General features: G+C 72.3%; 21 protein-coding genes, 1 rRNA gene and 1 pseudogene. 8 read left to right on the top strand and 15 right to left on the bottom strand.

What is annotated here, in order from left to right; translation table 11 throughout:
* A 16S ribosomal RNA gene (locus GA0070564_RS28685) occupies positions 1-159 on the bottom strand; the annotation flags it as partial.
* A gap of 674 nt (positions 160-833) precedes the next feature.
* Positions 834-1,082: an SCO4848 family membrane protein gene (locus GA0070564_RS28680; protein WP_091616454.1), complete on the bottom strand. Its 249-nt coding sequence runs from the start codon at positions 1,080-1,082 to the stop codon at positions 834-836.
* Positions 1,083-1,218: 136 nt separating this feature from the next.
* On the opposite strand from GA0070564_RS28680, the gene GA0070564_RS28675 reads away from it, so the two are divergent.
* The 4 genes from GA0070564_RS28675 to argS all read left to right on the top strand — a co-directional run bounded on the left by GA0070564_RS28675 (position 1,219) and on the right by argS (position 5,080).
* Positions 1,219-1,659: a PRC-barrel domain-containing protein gene (locus tag GA0070564_RS28675; protein ID WP_091616461.1), complete on the top strand. Its 441-nt coding sequence runs from the start codon at positions 1,219-1,221 to the stop codon at positions 1,657-1,659.
* Positions 1,660-1,756: 97 nt separating this feature from the next.
* The gene (locus GA0070564_RS29580; RefSeq protein WP_176730891.1) at positions 1,757-1,924 is read left to right on the top strand and encodes a hypothetical protein; all 168 of its coding nucleotides are present in this window, start codon (positions 1,757-1,759) and stop codon (positions 1,922-1,924) included.
* Between the two features lie 94 nt (positions 1,925-2,018).
* Positions 2,019-3,077: a tryptophan--tRNA ligase gene (gene trpS / locus GA0070564_RS28670; protein ID WP_091616450.1), complete on the top strand. Its 1,059-nt coding sequence runs from the start codon at positions 2,019-2,021 to the stop codon at positions 3,075-3,077.
* A 284-nt stretch (positions 3,078-3,361) separates the two neighbouring features.
* Positions 3,362-5,080, top strand: a complete 1,719-nt coding sequence (argS, locus tag GA0070564_RS28665) for an arginine--tRNA ligase (protein WP_091616446.1) — start codon at positions 3,362-3,364, stop codon at positions 5,078-5,080.
* Positions 5,081-5,084: 4 nt separating this feature from the next.
* Here the strand turns inward: argS and GA0070564_RS28660 are convergent, their stop codons facing one another.
* Complete coding sequence (locus GA0070564_RS28660) at positions 5,085-5,450, bottom strand: VOC family protein (RefSeq protein ID WP_091616442.1); 366 nt, start codon at positions 5,448-5,450, stop codon at positions 5,085-5,087.
* 105 nt (positions 5,451-5,555) lie between these two features.
* On the opposite strand from GA0070564_RS28660, the gene GA0070564_RS28655 reads away from it, so the two are divergent.
* Together GA0070564_RS28655 and GA0070564_RS28650 are read left to right on the top strand one after the other, a co-directional pair.
* Positions 5,556-6,026, top strand: a complete 471-nt coding sequence (locus GA0070564_RS28655; RefSeq protein WP_091616437.1) for a GNAT family N-acetyltransferase — start codon at positions 5,556-5,558, stop codon at positions 6,024-6,026.
* Between the two features lie 241 nt (positions 6,027-6,267).
* Complete coding sequence (locus tag GA0070564_RS28650) at positions 6,268-6,705, top strand: protealysin inhibitor emfourin (RefSeq protein ID WP_091616434.1); 438 nt, start codon at positions 6,268-6,270, stop codon at positions 6,703-6,705.
* A gap of 105 nt (positions 6,706-6,810) precedes the next feature.
* Here the strand turns inward: GA0070564_RS28650 and GA0070564_RS28645 are convergent, their stop codons facing one another.
* From GA0070564_RS28645 to GA0070564_RS28635, 3 genes are read right to left on the bottom strand one after another with little or no spacing between them, the layout of a single operon-like run.
* Positions 6,811-7,215: an arsenate reductase ArsC gene (locus GA0070564_RS28645; RefSeq protein ID WP_091616431.1), complete on the bottom strand. Its 405-nt coding sequence runs from the start codon at positions 7,213-7,215 to the stop codon at positions 6,811-6,813.
* Positions 7,216-7,255: 40 nt separating this feature from the next.
* Entirely contained in the window at positions 7,256-7,999 is a 744-nt protein-coding gene (locus GA0070564_RS28640) for an aquaporin (protein ID WP_091616428.1), read from the bottom strand.
* Between the two features lie 46 nt (positions 8,000-8,045).
* The gene (locus tag GA0070564_RS28635) at positions 8,046-8,417 is read right to left on the bottom strand and encodes an ArsR/SmtB family transcription factor (RefSeq protein ID WP_091616424.1); all 372 of its coding nucleotides are present in this window, start codon (positions 8,415-8,417) and stop codon (positions 8,046-8,048) included.
* Positions 8,418-8,556: 139 nt separating this feature from the next.
* Between GA0070564_RS28635 and GA0070564_RS28630 the strand changes: the two genes are divergently transcribed.
* Both GA0070564_RS28630 and GA0070564_RS28625 read left to right on the top strand, forming a co-directional pair.
* The gene (locus tag GA0070564_RS28630) at positions 8,557-9,030 is read left to right on the top strand and encodes a GNAT family N-acetyltransferase (protein WP_091616420.1); all 474 of its coding nucleotides are present in this window, start codon (positions 8,557-8,559) and stop codon (positions 9,028-9,030) included.
* A gap of 188 nt (positions 9,031-9,218) precedes the next feature.
* Positions 9,219-10,526 carry an alpha/beta hydrolase gene (locus tag GA0070564_RS28625; protein ID WP_091616417.1) on the top strand — a complete coding sequence of 436 codons (1,308 nt, stop codon included), beginning with the start codon at positions 9,219-9,221 and terminating at the stop codon, positions 10,524-10,526.
* 76 nt (positions 10,527-10,602) lie between these two features.
* On the opposite strand, the gene GA0070564_RS28620 is transcribed toward GA0070564_RS28625, so the two are convergent.
* The 9 genes and pseudogenes from GA0070564_RS28620 to GA0070564_RS29570 all read right to left on the bottom strand — a co-directional run.
* Positions 10,603-11,247, bottom strand: coding sequence for a response regulator transcription factor (locus GA0070564_RS28620; RefSeq protein WP_091616413.1), 645 nt, complete (start codon positions 11,245-11,247; stop codon positions 10,603-10,605).
* Positions 11,248-11,266: 19 nt separating this feature from the next.
* On the bottom strand, positions 11,267-12,592 hold the full coding sequence (locus GA0070564_RS28615) for a sensor histidine kinase (protein WP_091616409.1): 1,326 nt from the start codon (positions 12,590-12,592) through the stop codon (positions 11,267-11,269).
* A gap of 34 nt (positions 12,593-12,626) precedes the next feature.
* Positions 12,627-13,397: an ABC transporter permease subunit gene (locus GA0070564_RS28610; RefSeq protein ID WP_091616405.1), complete on the bottom strand. Its 771-nt coding sequence runs from the start codon at positions 13,395-13,397 to the stop codon at positions 12,627-12,629.
* Positions 13,394-14,119 carry an ABC transporter ATP-binding protein gene (locus GA0070564_RS28605; protein WP_091616401.1) on the bottom strand — a complete coding sequence of 242 codons (726 nt, stop codon included), beginning with the start codon at positions 14,117-14,119 and terminating at the stop codon, positions 13,394-13,396. The genes GA0070564_RS28610 and GA0070564_RS28605 overlap by 4 nt, the downstream gene beginning before the upstream one ends.
* Positions 14,120-14,273: 154 nt before the next feature.
* Positions 14,274-14,774: a cupin domain-containing protein gene (locus tag GA0070564_RS28600; protein WP_091616397.1), complete on the bottom strand. Its 501-nt coding sequence runs from the start codon at positions 14,772-14,774 to the stop codon at positions 14,274-14,276.
* Between the two features lie 34 nt (positions 14,775-14,808).
* A complete protein-coding gene (locus tag GA0070564_RS28595; protein ID WP_091616393.1) occupies positions 14,809-15,756 on the bottom strand; it encodes an NADP-dependent oxidoreductase in 948 nt (315 codons plus the stop codon).
* A gap of 75 nt (positions 15,757-15,831) precedes the next feature.
* Positions 15,832-16,686: a helix-turn-helix domain-containing protein gene (locus GA0070564_RS28590; RefSeq protein ID WP_091616458.1), complete on the bottom strand. Its 855-nt coding sequence runs from the start codon at positions 16,684-16,686 to the stop codon at positions 15,832-15,834.
* A gap of 585 nt (positions 16,687-17,271) precedes the next feature.
* Positions 17,272-17,559 (bottom strand): PIN-like domain-containing protein, encoded by a 288-nt coding sequence (locus GA0070564_RS30550; protein ID WP_176730890.1) that lies wholly within the window; start codon positions 17,557-17,559, stop codon positions 17,272-17,274.
* Between the two features lie 212 nt (positions 17,560-17,771).
* Positions 17,772-18,081, bottom strand: a pseudogene (locus tag GA0070564_RS29570) (IS701 family transposase); the annotation flags it as partial.

The raw sequence follows: 18,081 nt of genomic DNA, 5'->3' as shown, positions 1-18,081 counted from the left end.
CCCCGGTTTCCCGGGGTTATCCCAAAGCCTAGGGCAGGTTGCTCACGTGTTACTCACCCGTTCGCCGCTCGAGTACCCCGAAGGGCCTTTCCGCTCGACTTGCATGTGTTAAGCACGCCGCCAGCGTTCGTCCTGAGCCAGGATCAAACTCTCCAACAAAAACTTGTTGAACAATCATCCTGACAACAAAAGTGTTGCCAAAGGAATCCCAACCAACAACCCCTCCGAAGAAAGGTCGCCAGTCCGGGGTATAAATCATAATTGGCACTGGCTTATCAAGCACCCTGTTGAGTTCTCAAAGAACAACCACACACCATCCAGCAGCCCCGCATCAGCAGGACCCCGTCCGGGGCATTTCGTCCGCGTCCCCGCCGCTCTCGCGCCGGGCACTTTTACTACGTTACCTTACCGTCTTCTCCGTGTCAACCGGTGTGTCCCGGTCTGTCACGCTTCGTACGGGTCAGCGTCCGGTGAGCGCGCGCAGCGGCGTACCGCTGCGTTTGATCATCGGATTTGGCAGGCCGGCCGCCCTGCGGTCCCCCGCGAGCTCGTCCGTTTCCCTGCCGGTCGATAACCTTACCCGGTCGGTTCCGCTCCGCCAAATCCGCCTCGCGGCGTTTCCGTCGGGCACCACCCGGACCGTGTCGGTCAGGAGCTGGGCTCCCGGCTGACCCGGTGCCAGTCCGGTTCGGCGCTCCGGTCGTTTCCTCCCGTTTGCCCCGTTCCGCGCTGGCAGAGAGAAAGTTACGCGTCTGCGGGTTTGATCGTCAAATCCGCGGGTAGCGTCCCGCGTCACATCATCCTCGTACGCGAATCTTCGCAGCTCAGAGCGGTTACGACCAGCGCCGGGCGGCGCGCACGCCCCGGACACCGAGCACTCCGACCGTCGTACCGATGAGCAGGGAGGCGGCGATCAGCAGCGCGTGCACCCAGAGGAACCCGGTCGGCGATCCCTCGCCCACCGCCCCCGTCGCCCAGGCGCGCGGGTCGTCCCAGATGGCCAGCGCGAACCTCGGCCAGATCACCCAGGTCCACACCCCGACCCCGACCAGGAACAGCGACCAACCGCGCGACAGCACCATGGCTGGCCAGTATGCCAGCGCCGCCGCCCAGGCCCGGCCGCGTCGGAGCCGGTCCCGAGTCCCGGCCGAGCAGCGGTTTCCGCAGCGTCGGGCCCGGGCACTGTCGCCGGTTCAGGACCGAAGACCGGAGGTGGCCATGCAGCCCTTCAATCCCTGGACCTGGCGGGACCCGTCCGCGCTCGCCGGCGGGTACGACCAGACCACCGCGGCGGACGTACCGGAGCAGCGGTCGGCGGCGGACGACGGACCGGACGCACCCGGCCCCGGCACGCCGATCGACCTGGTCGGCTACCGGGTGGAGGCGAACGACGGCCGGATCGGCGAGATCGACGAGGCCAGCGACGAGGCCGACGCGCGCTACCTGGTGGTGGACACCGGGCCGTGGATCTTCGGGAAGAAGGTGCTGCTGCCCGCCGGCACGATCGAGCGGGTCGACCACCTGGAGCGCACAGTGCACGTCGACCGGACCCGCGACCAGGTGAAGGACTCGCCGGCGTTCGACCCGGACGACTTCACCCGGCCGGAGTACCGGGACCGGGTCGGCAACTACTACACCGAGAGCTACCGCCAGGGCTGAGCGGCGTCGCAGGGGCGGTGGCCGACGGCCCGCCGCCGTTGCGCGTACCCGGGAAAGGGGGCGGCGGGCCGGCGGACCGGCAGTTACCGTGTCAGGCATGGTCCGGGTCCTCGATCCCGCCCCGGAGACCGGCGACGGTCTCCCGGTGGCTGCCGCGCCGGCTCTGCCCGGCCGCGCCGACGGCGGCCGCGACCAGCTCCTCGACGTACTCCGTGCCGGTGGACTGCGGTTCCGCGCCGGCGGGCGATGGCGTTCCGCGCTCTGACGAGCCGACTCCACTGAACCAGGGGCCGACCGGCCCCGGTCCCCGCGCGCCCGCGCGTTCCTTCCCCGCTCCACGGCACGAAAGGCGTACCACCATGTCCGCAGCACGGATGCTCACCGGCGACCGCCCGACCGGGCGGCTGCACCTGGGCCACTACGTCGGCAGCATCGCCAACCGGGTGCGGCTGCACCAGCGCTACGACAGCTTCTTCATCATCGCCGACCTGCACATGCTGACCACCAGGAACACCCGCGAGGACATCGAGCGGGCCACCGACAACGCCCGGGAGATGGTCACCGACGTGCTGGCCGCCGGGGTGGAGCCCGACCGGGCGACGTTCTACCTCCAGTCGGCGATCCCCGAGGTCGGCGACCTGAACACCCTGCTCCAGAACCTGGTCACCGTGCCCCGGCTGGAACGCGTCCCGTCGATCAAGGAGATGGCCCGCGACGCCGGCAAGGACGAGGTGCCCTACGGCCTGCTCGGCTACCCCGTCCTCCAGGCCGCCGACATCCTCTGCGTCCGCGCGCAGGTGGTGCCGGTGGGCAAGGACAACGCGGCGCACGTCGAGGTGACCCGGGAGATCGCCCGCCGCTTCAACCATCTCTACGGGGAGGTCTTCCCGGTGCCCGAGCTGGTCCCGGCGGAGACGCCCACCCTGGTCGGCACGGACGGCCGGGCCAAGATGAGCAAGAGCAGGGGCAACGCCATCGGGCTCGCCGACGACGCCGCGACCGTGCGCCGCAAGGTGCGGGGCATGTACACCGACCCGAACCGGGTGCGCGCCGACGTGCCCGGGACCGTCGAGGGGAATCCGGTCTTCGCGTACCACGACGTGTTCAACCCGGACCGGGCCCGGGTGGCGGAGCTGAAGGAGCGCTACCGGGCCGGCCGGGTCGGTGACGTGGCGGTCAAGGAGGAGCTGGCCGACGCGATCAACCGGTTCCTCGACCCGATCCGGGAACGCCGGGCCCGGGTCGAGGCGGACCCCGGCCTGGTCGACCGGCTGATCGTCGAGGGCACCGAACGGACCCGGGCCGAGGTGCGAAGCACCCTGGTCGAGGTCCGCCGGGCGATGGGCCTCACCGCCGTCTACCAGCGGGTCCGGCGCCGGGCCGAACGCACCCGCAGGGCCGCGGCCACTCCGTCCTGACCGGAGGGGGTACGCCGGGAAAGTGGCGCGCGGGCGGACCGCCGCTGCCGGTAGTCTGCCCGCGTGACCAGCGCCGCGCCGCAGCCCGCCCCGACGTCGTACGACGTGTCGGTCGGCGCGCTGCGACGCCGGCGATCCACGGTGCGTCGCACTGTCGACCGCCCGCGCTGACACGTTCCCCGCGACCGGCGGATCGAGCCGCCGGTCCCGCCGATCGTCCTCGGTCCGTCCGTCCCCGTCCGGTGATCCGCCCTGCCGCGGATCCGCACGAGATCGGCGTACCCATGGATTGTGAAATGTTGCTGACCGACCGGCTGGCGCCGGCGTTCGGGGCCGTCGCCGGCGGTCCGGTCGACCCCGTCGTGCGGCGCTCGCAGCACGCGGACTTCCAGTCCGACGCGGCGCTGGCGCTGGCCCGGCGGCTCGGCCGGCCGCCCCGGGAGATCGCCGCGGCGGTACGCGACCGGGCCGACCTGGCCGACCTGTGCTCGTCGGTGCAGGTCTCCGGGCCCGGTTTCCTCAACCTGACCCTCTCCGACGCGGCCCTGGCCGAGATGGTCGGCGGGCTCGCCGGCGACCCGCGGCTCGGGGTGCCGGCGGTCGCCCGGCCCGAGACGGTGGTGGTCGACTACTCGGCGCCGAACGTGGCCAAGGAGATGCACGTCGGGCACCTGCGCTCGACGGTGATCGGCGACGCGGTGGCCCGGTTGCTGGAGTGGTCCGGCCACCGGGTGGTGCGGGCCAACCACCTGGGCGACTGGGGCACGCCGTTCGGGATGCTCATCGAACACCTCGTCGACCTGGGTGAGGCCGAGGCGGCGGACGACCTGTCGATGGGCGACCTGGACGCGTTCTACGCGGCGGCCCGGGCGAAGTTCGACGCCGACGCGGGGTTCCGGGACCGGGCCCGGCTGCGGGTGGTGGCGTTGCAGGGCGGCGACCCGGACACCCGGCGGCTGTGGCGGCTGCTGGTCGACCTGTCGGAGCACTACTTCCTGACCGTCTACGACCTGCTCGACGTCACCCTGACCGACCGGGACTTCCGGGGCGAGAGCAGCTACAACGACCTGCTGCCCGAGGTGGTCGCCGACCTGGACCGGCTCGGGCTGCTGCGCGACAGCGCCGGGGCGGCCTGCGTCTTCCCGCCCGGCTCGGTGGGCCGGGACGGGGAACCGCTGCCGCTGATCGTCCGCAAGTCCGACGGCGGGTACGGCTACCCGGCGACCGATCTGGCGGCGATCCGGCAGCGGACCGGGGAGCTCGGCGCGACCCGGCTGGTCTACGTGGTGGGACTGCCGCAGCGGCGGCACTTCGAGATGGTCTTCGCCGCGGCCGGGCAGGCCGGCTGGCTCACCGCACCGGCCCGGGCCGAGCACGTCGGTTTCGGTTCGATCCTCGGCGCCGACGGGCGGATGCTGCGCAGCCGGGCCGGTGGGACGGTGAAGCTCCAGGCGCTGCTGGACGAGGCGGTGGCCCGGGCCACCGAGCTGACCCGGACCCGGAACCCGGCACTCGGCGCGGCGGAGGCGGCCGAGGTGGGCCGGGCGGTGGGCATCGGTGCGATCAAGTACGCCGACCTGGCCAACGACCGGCACCGCGACCACGTGCTGGACTGGGAGCGGATGCTCTCCCTGGACGGCAACACCGCCCCCTACCTCCAGTACGCGTACTCCCGGATCCGGTCGATCTTCCGGAAGGCCGGGGTGACGGTCCGGCCGGACGCGCCGGTGCCGCTGGCCGAGCCGGCCGAGCGGGCGCTGGCGTTGGAGCTGCTCGGCTTCGCCCCGGTGGTGGCCGAGGTGGAGCGGGGGCTGGAGTTCCACCAGCTGGCCGGCTATCTGTTCCGGCTGGCCACCACCTTCAACGCGTTCTACGAGCGGTGTCCGGTGCTGCGGGCCGAGCAGCCGGTGCGGGACGGCCGGCTGCTGCTGGCCGACCTGACCGCCCGGGTGTTGCGGCAGGGGCTGGAACTGCTCGGCATCCGGACGCCGGAGCGGATGTGAGCGCTCAGCCCGCCGGCCAGCTCTGCACCTCGACCAGGTTGCCCTCCGGGTCGCGGAGGTAGGCCGAGCGGACGCCCCAGCCGGGGCGGTCGGCGGGCGGGGCCACGACCGTCCCGGCGGGCAGTGCGGCGACGGTGGCGTCGACGTCCGGCACCGGCACCACCACCAGGACGCCGCCGTCACCCCGGCCGACCGGCAGCGCCGCCTCGGCCGCCTTGCGCCCCAGGACGGCGAGCACGGTCTCACCGCCGTGGTCGAAGCTGGCGTACTCGAACTCGGGCACCACCTTCTCGGGCTCGCCGAGCAGGTCGGTCCAGAAGCGCAGGGTGGCCGGGAAGTCGTCGGCCACCACCCGGGCGTGCACCGTCATGCCGGTGAGCGTAGCGATCGTCCGCCGGGCCCGCCGCCCCGTCGCCAGCCGCGGCCGGCGGAAACCCGTGGCGGCGGGCAGCCGTGCTCGGGCAGGCTGCGGCACATGATCGAGCTGAGGGAGTTGACCCCGCAGGACTGGGCGCTGTGGCGGGAGCTGCGGCTGGCGGCGCTCGCGGAGTCGCCGCACGCGTTCGGGTCACGGTTGGCGGACTGGCGGGACGCGGGCGACGACCGGTGGCGGGCCCGGTTGGCGCTGGTCGGCTCGGTGAACCTGGTCGCCCTGCTCGACGGCGTGCCGGTCGGCATGGCGAGCGGCGTGCCGGGGGACGGGGACCGGACCGTGGAGCTGATCTCCATGTGGGTGGCCCCCGCCGGGCGCGGGCGCGGCGTGGGCGACGCGCTGGTCAACGCCGTGGAGAGCGGGGCCCGGCGGGCGTCGGCGACCACCGTGGAACTCGCGGTACGGGTGGCGAACGCGCCGGCCATCGCCCTCTACGCCCGGCACGGCTTCACCGACACCGGCCGCACCCCGGCGGACGACGCCACCGAGAAGATCATGGCGAAATCGCTGTGAAGAGCCCCCGCCTGCATTTCTTAAATGCATGGAAACAATCAAAACAATGAATGTCGGGTGAGCTTCTCCACAATGGTCGATCGCCCGTGGAAATCCCCTCTCCACCGGTGCTAGAAAAAGGCGCACCGGAACGTCGGCGGGCTCTTTCGACAACAATCGTCGAGCACCCGGGCCGGTCGGTCACCCACCGACCGCGCCCCGCCGACGCTCCGGGCGTTCCCACGAGGAGAGGTGCTCAGTCATGTCCGTAACGCCGAACGCCATCCGCCGCCTGACGGCGACGTTCGCCCTGCTCATCGCGGTCACCGCCGGGTTGTTCGCGGTGGCTTCGCCGGCCCAGGCCGCCCGGAGCACCGCGTACCAGGTGACCGTCGTCCGCACCGGCGGATTCGCCGGGGTCGACGAGAGCTACACCGTCACGTCACAGCCCGGCTCGCCCTTCGCCGCCACGCTGATGGAATCGGTCAGCAGCCGTGAGTTCCGGTCCCTGGCGCCGTCGTACCTGCCGGTGCGAAATGGCGCGGACCGGTTCCGCTACACCGTCACGGTGGCGTATTCGAACGGGCGCACGAAGACGGTCGTCACGGTCGACGGCGCCGACGCGCCGGATGTGCTGTGGCAGGTCGTCGACACCACGATGCGCATCGCCGGCGGCCTGACCGTCGCGGCCACCGACTGACCCCTGCCCGTCCGGCCGGTCCGCCACCCGGCGGGCCGGCCGTCGGCGTTCCCGGGCGCCGTGCAACGCCACGTCGACCGTGCGCGGATGCGCCGGACGGGCGGGTCAGGCGGTGCGCAGCTCGGCGAGCAGCTTCTCGACCCGGGTACGGATCTCGTCGCGGATCGGCCGGACCGCCTCGACGCCCTTGCCGGCCGGGTCCTCGAGCCTCCAGTCCTCGTACCGCTTGCCGGGGAAGACCGGGCAGGCGTCTCCGCAACCCATGGTGACGATGACGTCGGAGGACTCCGCGGTGGCGTACTCCAGGAGTTTGGGGGTCTGGTCGGTGATGTCGATGCCGACCTCGCGCATGGCCTGCACCGCGGCCGGGTTGACCGACCCGGCCGGGGCGGACCCGGCCGAGCGGACCTCGACGGTGTCGCCGGCCAGGTGGCGCAGCCAGCCGGCGGCCATCTGGGAGCGGCCGGCGTTGTGCACGCAGACGAACAGGACGCTGGGCTTGTCGGACATCACGAGCCTTTCGGGCGGGACCGGCCGGGGCCGGTGGTCATCAGCGGTGGTCGAGGGTCGGGTCCGGGCCCTCGGTGGGGACGACCACCCGGTCGGCGGCCAGGCCGGCGTCGGGGTGGAGCGCGACCAGGAGACCGGCGCCCACGGCCAGGCCGACGAGTTGCGCGCCGACGAAGCCGGGAACCGAGGCCGGGGCGATGCCGGCGAAGGTGTCGGTGAACGCGCGGCCGATGGTCACGGCCGGGTTGGCGAAGGACGTCGACGAGGTGAACCAGTAGGCGGCACCGATGTAGGCGCCAACGGCCGCCGGGGCGACCGCCGCGCGGCCGGAGCGGGCCAGGGCGAAGACCAGCAGGATCAGCCCGGCGGTGGCGACCACCTCACCGAGCCACAGGTGACCGCCGGTCCGTTCCTTGCCGGAGAGGTCGACCGCCGCCAGGTCGAACATCAGGTTCGCCAGCACCGAGCCGGCGATCGCGCCGAGGATCTGGGCCGGGACGTAACCGGCCAGGTCGCGGACGGTGAGGCCGGTGCCGGCGCGCCGGCCGAGGAACCAGTCGGCGACCGACACGACCGGGTTGAAGTGAGCGCCGGAGACCGGGCCGAAGATCAGGATCAGCGCACCGAGGGCCAGCGCGGTGGCGATCGAGTTCTCCAGCAGCTGCAGGCCGACGTCGGCCGGGGAGAGGGTGCTGGCCATGATCCCGGAGCCGACCACGGCGGTGACCAGCAGGGCGGTGCCGGTGAACTCGGCCAGCAGGCGCCGCCAGAGGGTGATGGTCATGGGTTCGTGCTCTCCCGGTCGGTGAGGGGCTGCGCGGTCCGGCCCGTCACGGGCGGGCGGGGTCGACGGTGAGCAGCGACGCCAACTGGCGCAGCGCCGCCGACCGGGGGCGGTAGTAGACCCAGGTGCCGCGCCGCTCGGTGTCCACCAGGCCAGCCTCGCGCAGCACCCTGAGGTGGTGGGAGATGGTCGGGCCGGTCAGGTCGAACGCCGGGGTGAGGTCGCACACGCAGATCTCGCCGCCCTCGGCGGAGGCGATCATCGACATCAGTTGCAGCCGCACCGGGTCACCGAGCGCCTTGAACGCCGGGGCGAGCGCGACGGCCGTCTCGGCGGGCACCCGCCGCTGCACCAGCGGAGCGCAGCAGGCGGCAGCGGCGGTCGGGTCGGCGGCCGCCAGCACCGGTTGATTCGACATGTCTCTAGGTTGACAGCTCTCTAATCAGCGTGCAAGTCTCCGCTTCGACGGGCGTCGGGACGGCATCGGACGGGGGACGGCGATGGGCACCACTGCTGCCGGTGGAGGCCGGAGCGCCGGAGGGATCGGCGTACGGCCGATGGTCGCGGCGGACGCCGACGCCGTCCTCACCATCTACCAGGCGGGCCTCGACGCCGGCAACGCCAGCTTCGAGACCAGCGCCCCCGGCTGGCCCGTCTTCGACGCCGCCCGGCTGCCCGGGCACCGCTTCGTCGCCGTCGGCACCACCGGCGCGGTCGTCGGCTGGGTCGCGGCGTCCCCCACCTCCACCCGACCGGTCTACGCCGGGGTGGTCGAACACTCCGTCTACGTGCACCCGGCCGCGCAGGGGCGCGGCGCCGGCCGGCTGCTGCTCGACGCCCTGATCTCCGCCACCGAGACCGCCGGGATCTGGACCGTCCAGTCCGGCGTCTTCCCGGAGAACACCGCCAGCCTCGCCCTGCACCGGCGGGCCGGCTTCCGGATCGTCGGCACCCGCGAGCGGGTCGGCCGCCACCACGGAACCTGGCGCGACGTGGTCCTCATCGAGCGTCGCAGCCCCACCGTCACCTGAACCCCGTCCCGCCCGGCCTCGACGGGAACGCCGGCGAGCCGGATCCGCGTCGCGGTGGCTCGGCTCCGGGGGTTCTCCCCGGGACGGATCCGGGGGAAAGCCGCCTTCTGGCGAACCACCGGCACTCATAGCGTGAGACCGATGAAGGGCAGCCGCAGGCGCCGCCCTGGTTCCCCGAGGAGTCGCTCATGGCACACAGATTCCGCACGGCCCTGTTCGTCTCGTTGATCGCCGGCTGTGTCACGGTCGCATCCGCGGCGCCCGCCTCCGCCTCCCGCGACGCCGCACCGCAGGCCCCACCCCGAGCCGACGGGCCGGCCCGGCTCAGACTTCCGGCACCCACCGGGCCCTATCCGGTGGGCACGGCCGACCTGCACCTGATCGACCGCTCCCGTAGCGACCCGTGGACGGCCACCCCGGCGTACCGCGAGCTGATGGTCAGCCTCTGGTACCCGGCGACGGACGTGGGCCGCTTCCCGCGGGCGCCGCACATGCTGCCCGGCGCGGCGGCCCACTTCGGCAGCGCCGCCGGCGTCGGCACCAGCCTGTATCACCTTCCGGCGGGCTCGGTGGACTTCGCCGCGACCCGCACCGGCGGCCACCGGGGCGCGCCGGTCGCCGGGCACGGGCGACGGTTTCCGGTGGTGTTGTACTCCGCCGGCGCCGGCGACCCCCGGACCTGGGGCACCACCGTGGTCCAGGACCTGGCCAGCCGCGGATACCTGGTGGTGACCGTCGACCACACCTACGACGCCTCCGAGGTCGAGTTCCCGGGCGGCCGGGTCGTCGGCACGGTGTTGCCGGAGGCGTTCGAGCAGGCGCAGCAGCCCGACGACTTCCAGCGGCTGGGCGCCACGATCTTCGACACCCGGGTCGCGGACACCCGCTTCGTGCTCGACCAACTGGCGGCCCTCGACCGGGGCACCAACCCGGACGCGGAGGGCAGACCGCTCCCCAGTGGGCTCGCCGGCGCCCTGGACCTGCACCGGACGGGCATGTTCGGCGTCTCGGCGGGTGGACTGACCGCCTTCCAGGCGATGAGCGACGACCCCCGCATCAGGGCCGCGATCGACATGGGCGGCAGCATCGAGCCGTCGATCATCCCCGATCCTCTCCGGCTGTGGCCGGTGGCACGGCGGGGTCTGGACCGGCCGTTCATGTTCATGGGCGACCCCGGCACCGACCACCGGCAGACGGCGTCCTGGCGGATGCTGTGGGACAACAGCAGCGGCTGGCACGTCGACCTGCGGCTCGACGGCGCGAAGAGCGAGAACTCCTACAAGGACACCGTGCCGCTGCTCCCGCAGATCGCCCGGCAGCTCGACCTTCCCGACAGCTTCGTCACCGACGCCATCGGCGACATCGCGCCGAACCGGGCCGTCCGCACCGAGGAGACCCTGGTCGCCGCCTTCTTCGACAGGTGGCTACGCGGCCGGGACGGTCACCTGCTGGACGGCCCGTCGCCGCGACTGCGCGACGTCACCTTCGTCCCCTGAGACGAGCACGTCCCCGCCGGTCGGCAGCCACCTCGGCCGCCGGCCGGCGGGCGTGGCTCCCCGGGGGGCGGGGCCGTCACCCGCCAAGGTGACGGAGGACGGCCAGGACCCGGCGGTTGTCGCCGTCGGAGGACGACAGCCCGAGCTTCGCGAAGATGTTCGCCACGTGCTTCTCCACCACCCCGGCGGTGATGACGAGAGCCGCCGCGATCCCGGCGTTGGACCGCCCCTCGGCCATCAGCGACAGCACCTCCCGCTCCCGGGGAGTCAGCGACGCCAGCCCCGCCCTGTCCCGCCCGGCCCGCATCAGGTGGCCGACCACCTCGGGATCCAGGGCGGTGCCGCCGGACGCCACCCGGGTCAGCGCGGCCACGAAGTCGGCGACGTCGGCGACCCGGTCCTTGAGCAGGTACCCCACGCCGTCGGGTCGGTCGGCGAGCAGGCGGGTCGCGTAGCGGGTCTCCACGTACTGGGAGAACACCAGCACCCCGACGTCGGGATGGTCGCGCCGGATGTCGATCGCGGCGTGCAGCCCCTCGTCGGTGTGCGTCGGCGGCATCCGGATGTCGACGACGGCCACGTCCGGCCCGGAGGTGGCGACCGCCGACCGCAGGGCGTCCGCGTCGGCCACCGCCGCGCACACGTCGAAGCCCCGGTCGGTCAGCAGCCGGACCAACCCCTCACGCATCATCGCGGCGTCCTCCGCGATCACCACCCGCATGCCGTTCCCTCCGTTCCGTTCACACCTGTCCGGGCAGCTCGACCTCGACGCGGGTCGGGCCGCCGGGCGGGCTGTGCACCCGCACCCGGCCGTCCACCACCCCGATCCGGCGGGCCAGGCCGGTCAGCCCGGGGCCGGCCGGGTCCGCCCCGCCGACGCCGTCGTCGGTCACGGTCAGCAACACGTGTCGGCCGGCTCCGACGACGCCCAGCCCGACGCGGGTCGCGCGGCTGTGCTTGGCCGCGTTCGCGAGCAGCTCGGCGGCGCAGAAGTAGGCGATGGTCTCGATCGCGGGCGCCGGCCGGTCGGGGAGCGCGATGTGCACCTCCACCGGGACCGCGCTACCCGTGGCGAGGGTCGCCAGCGCGTCGGCGAGCCCGTTGTCCAGCACCGGCGGGTGGATCCCGCGGACCAGGTCACGCAGGTCGGCCAGTGCCTCCTTCGCGCCCCGGTGGGCGAGCGCCACGAGTTCACGGACCTGCGCGAGGTCGGGCGGCGGACCGTCGACCCCGAGCTTCTCGGTCGCCATGCCGAGGTTCAGGGCCAACGTCGCCAACCGGATCTGTGCGCCGTCGTGCAGGTCCCGCTCCAGCCGGCGCATCATCGTGGCCGCGTCGTCGATCGCCCGAGCCCGGCTGGCCTGGAGTTCGCGTACCCGTTCGGCGAGCCGGCGCGGGCCGAGCAGCGACCGCATCGCGGCCACGTCCGGTGCCGTGCCGGCGCGCATCACCCACGGTGCCACCAGCAGCATGGCCAGCCCGGCGGCCGCGATGACGAACGTGCCGGCGTACGTCCGGGCGCCGATCGGGCCGAACGGGGTCAGCGCCCACACCGGCCCGAGGCGGGTGCCGGGCGGATGGTTGCGGAACAGCGGCCACCACAGCGGGTAGCTGAGGTTGACCGGGCCGAACAGGTAGCAGAACGCGCCGTAGCCCTGGGGAACGGCGAGGGGCACCTTCAGCAGCCCGTACCCGACGGCTCGCCAGCCCGGCCCGTCGGCGACCAGCGCACCGACCCGCCGTCCGGACCGGGGTGGAGGGGCCTCCACCCGCACGCCGAGCAGCCGCCCCGCGAGCCGGCGGTGCACGGCTCCCGCCGCCCGGCCGGTCGGGGCGGCCGACACCACCAGCAGCACGACGGTGAGCGGGAAGAGGACCAGGAACAGCGGCGCCACGGCCGGCGCCGGCTCCCGGGACATGGCACCGGTGGCCCGGAGGTAGAGGGCGCCCAGGGTCGGCACGATCGCCGGCACCACCAGGACGGCGACCGCACTGAGCACACCGCACACGCAGTAGACGGCCTGTCGCAGGGCCACTGCGGAGAACGGGGCGCGCAGCACGGTCACCGGCCCATTGTGGTCACTCACCCGTCGTCGTGGGTCACGCGTCGCGGTGGCGGAGCAGCACGGCGCCGCAGAGGACCGCCACCGCCGCGTACCCGCACATCACCAGCGCGCTGACCCAGCCGGCGAAGAGTCCCGCCATGGGCGAGGTGACCGCGATCGAGTTGAGCAGCATCAGCAGCGGCACGAACCGGCCGACCGCCACACCGCTCTCGCCGAACAACCCGACCGCGAACGACGGCACGAAGAGCAGCGCGAACAGCAGCCCGACGGCGGCGCCGGAATGCCGCACGAGCGCCCCGACACCTACCCCGATCAGCGCGGTGGCGGCCAGGTAGACGCCGGTCAGCAGCACCGGGCGCAGGTTCGTCCAGTCGACCAGGGGGGCGGTCGGGATCGCGGTACCGGCGATCGCGAGCTGCCCACCCAGCCAACCGGCGAGGCTCCCGGCCAGGCCGACGGCGAGCGTCACGCCCCCACCCACCGCGGCCTTCGCCGCCAGGACGGTCCGCCGCCGCGGCACGGCCGCGAACGTCGAGCGGATCATCCCGCTGCCGTACTCGCCGGTCACCGTCAGCGCGCCGAGCGCGCCGAGGAGGAGTTGGGCCAGGATGGCCCCGCTGAGGCTGTTGTTCAGGATCTGGGCGGCGGTGGCGACCGGGGTGTGCCACCGGTAGCCGAGCCCCACCCCGGCCCCGGTCGCGGCCATCGCGACCACCGTCCCGGCGGCCAGCCACCGCGTCGACCGGACGCTGCGTAGCTTGACCCACTCCATCCGGGCCACCTGCCGGAATCCGTACCCGTTCATGACGTCTCCGTTCCCCGGTGGTCGGTGGTCGGTGCGGTGAGCCGGAGGAACGCGTCCTCCAGGGTGTCGTGGCCGGCCGCCAGCTCGGCGACTGTGGTCTCGGCCAGCAGCCGGCCCCGGCCGATCACCACCAGCCGGTCCGCGGTCAGGGCCATCTCGGTGATCAGGTGGCTGGACACGAGCACCGTCCGGCCCTCGGCGGCGAGACCGCGCAGCAGGTTCCGGATCCAGCGGATGCCCTCCGGGTCCAGTCCGTTGACCGGCTCGTCGAGCAGGAGCACCCCCGGGTCGCCGAGCAGCGCCACCGCGACGCCGAGGCGCTGGCGCATGCCGAGCGAGTACGTCCCGGCGCGGCGGGTCGCCGCGTCGGACAGGCCGACGACCCGCAACACCCGCTCCACCCGGGAGGCGGGGATGTCGTTGCTGGCGGCCAGCGCGGTCAGGTGGGCGTGGCCGCTGCGGCCCGGATGGAACGCCCCCGCGTCGAGGAGCGCGCCCACCGATCGCAACGGCCAGCTCAGGTCCGCGTACGGCACGCCGCCGATCAGCGCCTCGCCGTGGTCCGGGGCGTCCAGGCCGAGGATCATCCGCATCGTCGTCGACTTGCCGGATCCGTTCGGGCCGAGGAAGCCGGTCACCACACCCGGCTGAACCCGGACGTTCAGCCGGTCAACGGCGACCCGGTCCCCGTACCGCTTGGTCAACTCACGTAACTCGATCACGTGGTCGACGCTAGGCAACGCCGTCGCCGCTCAGAAGCCGGAAACCACCCGACTCGGGGCGGTGGTTTTCCCCCGGTTCCCGCGAGCCCGGCCCGGGCCGGGCTCGCCCGCGGCGCCGGGGAGCACCCGACCGGCACCCTCGCTCCGCGTACGGCTACAGGAACTCGCTGCGGTAGGTCGAGGCCAGCTCCGCCGCGCGGCGGCGGCGCTGCGCGAGTTCCTCCGGTGACAGCTGCGGTGGTGGCGCGTCCCGGCCCGCGACGACGTCGCCGATCCGCGAGAAGTACTCGTCCTGCCCGGCCGGGGTGCACATGCACAGCATCCGGGCCGGTGCGCCCGAGACGTTGCGGAAGTGGTGCGGCGCGTTGGCCGGGATGTTGACGGTGGACCCGGCCCGTACGAGGTGCTTCTCGCCGCGGAAGGTGAACTCGATCTCGCCCTCGATGATCGTGAACATCTCCTCGAAGTCGTGCCGGTGCGGCGGTGGGCCGCCGCCTGCGGGCACCCGCATGTCGATCAGGCAGTACCGGCCGTCGGTCTGCTCGCCGGTGACCAGCATTCCGTAGGTGTTTCCCACCAGCGAGACGTACGTCGTGGCAGGGTCGTCGGGATTCGCCACGGTCAACGAGCGGGACGGATCGTCGTCGGGAATCATGAGGCTTCGTTCCTTCTGGTCGGTGGCCGGGCGATCAGGCGTCGGCGACGGTGACGACGACCTTGCCGCTGGGCAGGGTGCCCGCGGCCGCGTCGGCGTGCAGTGCGGGCAGGTCGGCCAGTGCTACCCGCCGGGCGACGTCGACGCGCAGCTCACCGGTGCCGACGCGGGCGGCCAGGTCGGCGAGCTGGTCGGCGTCGCTGCGGACGAAGAGGTCGATGCCGCGTACGCCGCGCTCCTCGTCGGAAGGGGCGGGCATCCAGACGGTGGTGTTGACGAGGGCCCCGCCGTCACGGATCAGCGCGACCAGCGCGGCCAGCTGTTCCGGGGTCACCGGCGCGAGGTTGAGTGCCAGGTCCACCGGCTCGGTCACCGCCCCGGCCACGTCGGTGGCGGTGTGGTCGATCACCTGGTCGGCGCCGGCGGCGCTGACCCGGTCGGCGCTGCGCGCGCTGGCCGTGGCGATCACTGTGGCACCGGCCTCCTTCGCCAGCTGCACGGCGTATCCGCCGACCGCCCCGCCGGCGCCGTTGATCAGTACCCGCTGACCGGCGGTGAGCTTGCCGTGGTCGAACAGCGCCTGCCACGCGGTCAGACCGACCAGCGGGAGCGCCGCCGCATCGGCCAACGGAATGTTCCTGGGCGCCCCGGTCAGGATCTCCGCCGGCGCGATCACGTACTCCGCGGCCGCCCCGATCCCCGTCATCGGCAGGAAGCCGATGACCTGGTCACCGACCGCGACGTCGTCCACGTCGGCGCCGAGCGCGTCGACCGTGCCGGCGACGTCGAGGCCGGGGGTGTGTGGCAGCTCGACCGGGATCGGGCCCTGCATGAAGCCCGCGCGGATGTTGCCGTCGACGCCGTTGAACGACGTCGCGGCGACGCGGATCCGGACCTGACCGGCACCGGGGGTCGGCCGCTCGGCGTCCTCGAAGCGCAACACCTCGGGACCACCGAACTCGTGGAAACGCACTGCCTTCATTGCTGAACCTGCTTTCGGTGAGTGCCGTCAGCGTGTTGCTGGTGACGTCACCCAACCTCGCAGGATTCGGCGCGGTTAGCCTGGGCCGGCCTGGCCCACCTTGATGATGGTCGGCTCCTCGACGACACCGACGATCTCCGCGAGCCGTGCCGCATCGGTCGAGCCCGGCGCTGCGGTGAGCATCAGTGCCGCCAGATCGTCACCCGGAATGGCGAGCAGACTGCCGACGAGCGTGACGGCGCCGCCGTCCGGATGGACGAACGCGGCACTGCTCTCGTAGGCCGCCACCGGCCGAGGCGTGCGCCACAGGATGTCGAACAGGCCGCTCCGGCTCCGCATCTCGTCCACCAGTGCGGCGAGCGACCCGTCAGCGGGATAGCGCAACAGCGCGCTCTTCAGTCGGGCGGCGAGGATCGCTTCATGATCGGTCGCGTCATCCGCCGACTGCTTGAAACCGTCGAACGGATCGCAGAACGTACGCCAGGCGACGTTCCAATCCCACGGATCCCCGGTGAGCTCCCAGTGCCCCAGGGCCATGAACGCACTGTTCACGGCGACGAGGTTCATCGCCGCATCGGAGACGAACATCGGAGTGTCGGTGAACCGTTCCAGCAGCCGCATCGCCCCCGGGCCGACCTCGTTCGGCACCTGCCCGTCCGCGGCGGCGTACCCGGCCAGCGCGCAGAGCCGCTCGTACTCCGCCCGCCCGACCCGTAACGCACGGGCGATGGCGTTCACCACCCCGGCCGACGGATGGCTGCGCCCCTGCTCCAACCGGCGTACGTAGTCCGCGGACATTCCCGCCAGCTCGCCCAGTTCCTCCCGCCGCAACCCCTGCACCCGCCGACGGCCGATCGGTAGCCCGACAGCCGCAGGCGCCGTGCTCTCCCGCAACTGGCGCACCGCGGCACCGAACTCGAGACGTTCCACCGCCCGATTGTGCCCGCAGGCTCCGGACAACAGGTAATGGACTGCACGGACCCCCCGCCGGAACAGCACCGCGACGACCGACGTCACCGGAACATCGGATCGCGGTATGGGGGTTGGTCCCGATCGTGGAAACGAGCGAGGCCGTGACCTGCGTTCCAGCAGGTCACGGCCTCGCTTGTAAAGTGCGCCCGAAGGGACTCGAACCCCTAACCTTCTGATCCGTAGTCCGAACCCATCAGATGCTTTCTATGGTGCGTAAGAGCGCCTTCACGCGTACCGCGGAGTGCTGATGAGTGCTGAAATGCGCAGTTGAGTATCGGCTGGTCAGGGCGCTACAGAGAATGGGGAACCAGGCCCTGCCGTGAGTTGACCGGGTGTGTGTGGTGTCCTTTGCCGGTCCTGATCGATACGTGCTGGTTCAGCGCCGAACATCCGAGCACCAACGGAGCACCATCCCCGCTGATAACCGTCGGCTCAGGCCAGCGGGATCTGCCGCATCGGGGTCCGCATGGCTGCATGGATGAAGGGTGGCGGCTCGGCGAGGCGGCGCTCGATATCGCGCCAGCGACTCATCACGACCTCCAGTTAGCCGAAAACGCTGCCCGCGTCGGCGGCTGTCAGGACGACCATCCTGGCCCTCGGCTCTCGTACGGCGGCGATCTCCAGTCGGTGCTCCTGGATGTGGCGGTCCCGGGTGATGATCAACCAGCCCCGGCCCGCGACCTGCGGAATCCACTCCGAGTCCTTTACCGCAGGCGAGACGATGGGACACGGCGGGCGTTGACGTTTACGGATGATCGTGCCGGGGTCGCCGCTCGACGAACGCCACCGACGGAGGAGTACGCAGCAACTGGTTCCCGGCTTCTGAAACACGCCTTAAACCGATTCACAAACAGCGTCGGTGCGGCGGCACTGGTTGCGCGATCACCGCCCGGTTGTCCGCCTCGTGGTTCACCGCGGGGAGGGTTCCGCTTAGCCTGGGGCCGCGCCCAGAGTGGCAGACCTGCGCAGGGGACAGCGCCGCATCCCTGTGGATGCGGCGCTGTCTTCTCGTGATCGGCTAGTACGGCAGCCGCCGTTCGGGATCATGGCTGGAGTTCGAGGTTGAGGCGGCGTGTGTAGTGGGCTCGGCGGGCTCGGGCTTGATGCCGGCGTCGCCAGCCTGACCAGTGCAAACGGTGGGCGAGGTCGCTGATCGGGTGGATGATGCAGGCGTTGATCAGTCGGCGGATCTCGTTGACGGTGAGCTTGATCAGGCCGTTATCGGCGTGGTCCTGGTCGGCAATGTCGGCGGCGCAGATCGCCAGGACGGCGAGGGCGGCCAGGGCCAGGGTGGTGAACCGGTGCCAGGAGTCCCAACGGCGGACCTGGTGCTGGTCCAGACCGACCTGGCTT

Source organism: Micromonospora mirobrigensis (assembly GCF_900091555.1).
Taxonomy (GTDB): Bacteria; Actinomycetota; Actinomycetes; order Mycobacteriales; family Micromonosporaceae; genus Micromonospora; species Micromonospora mirobrigensis.
This window is presented reverse-complemented; position numbering and strand designations above follow the sequence as displayed.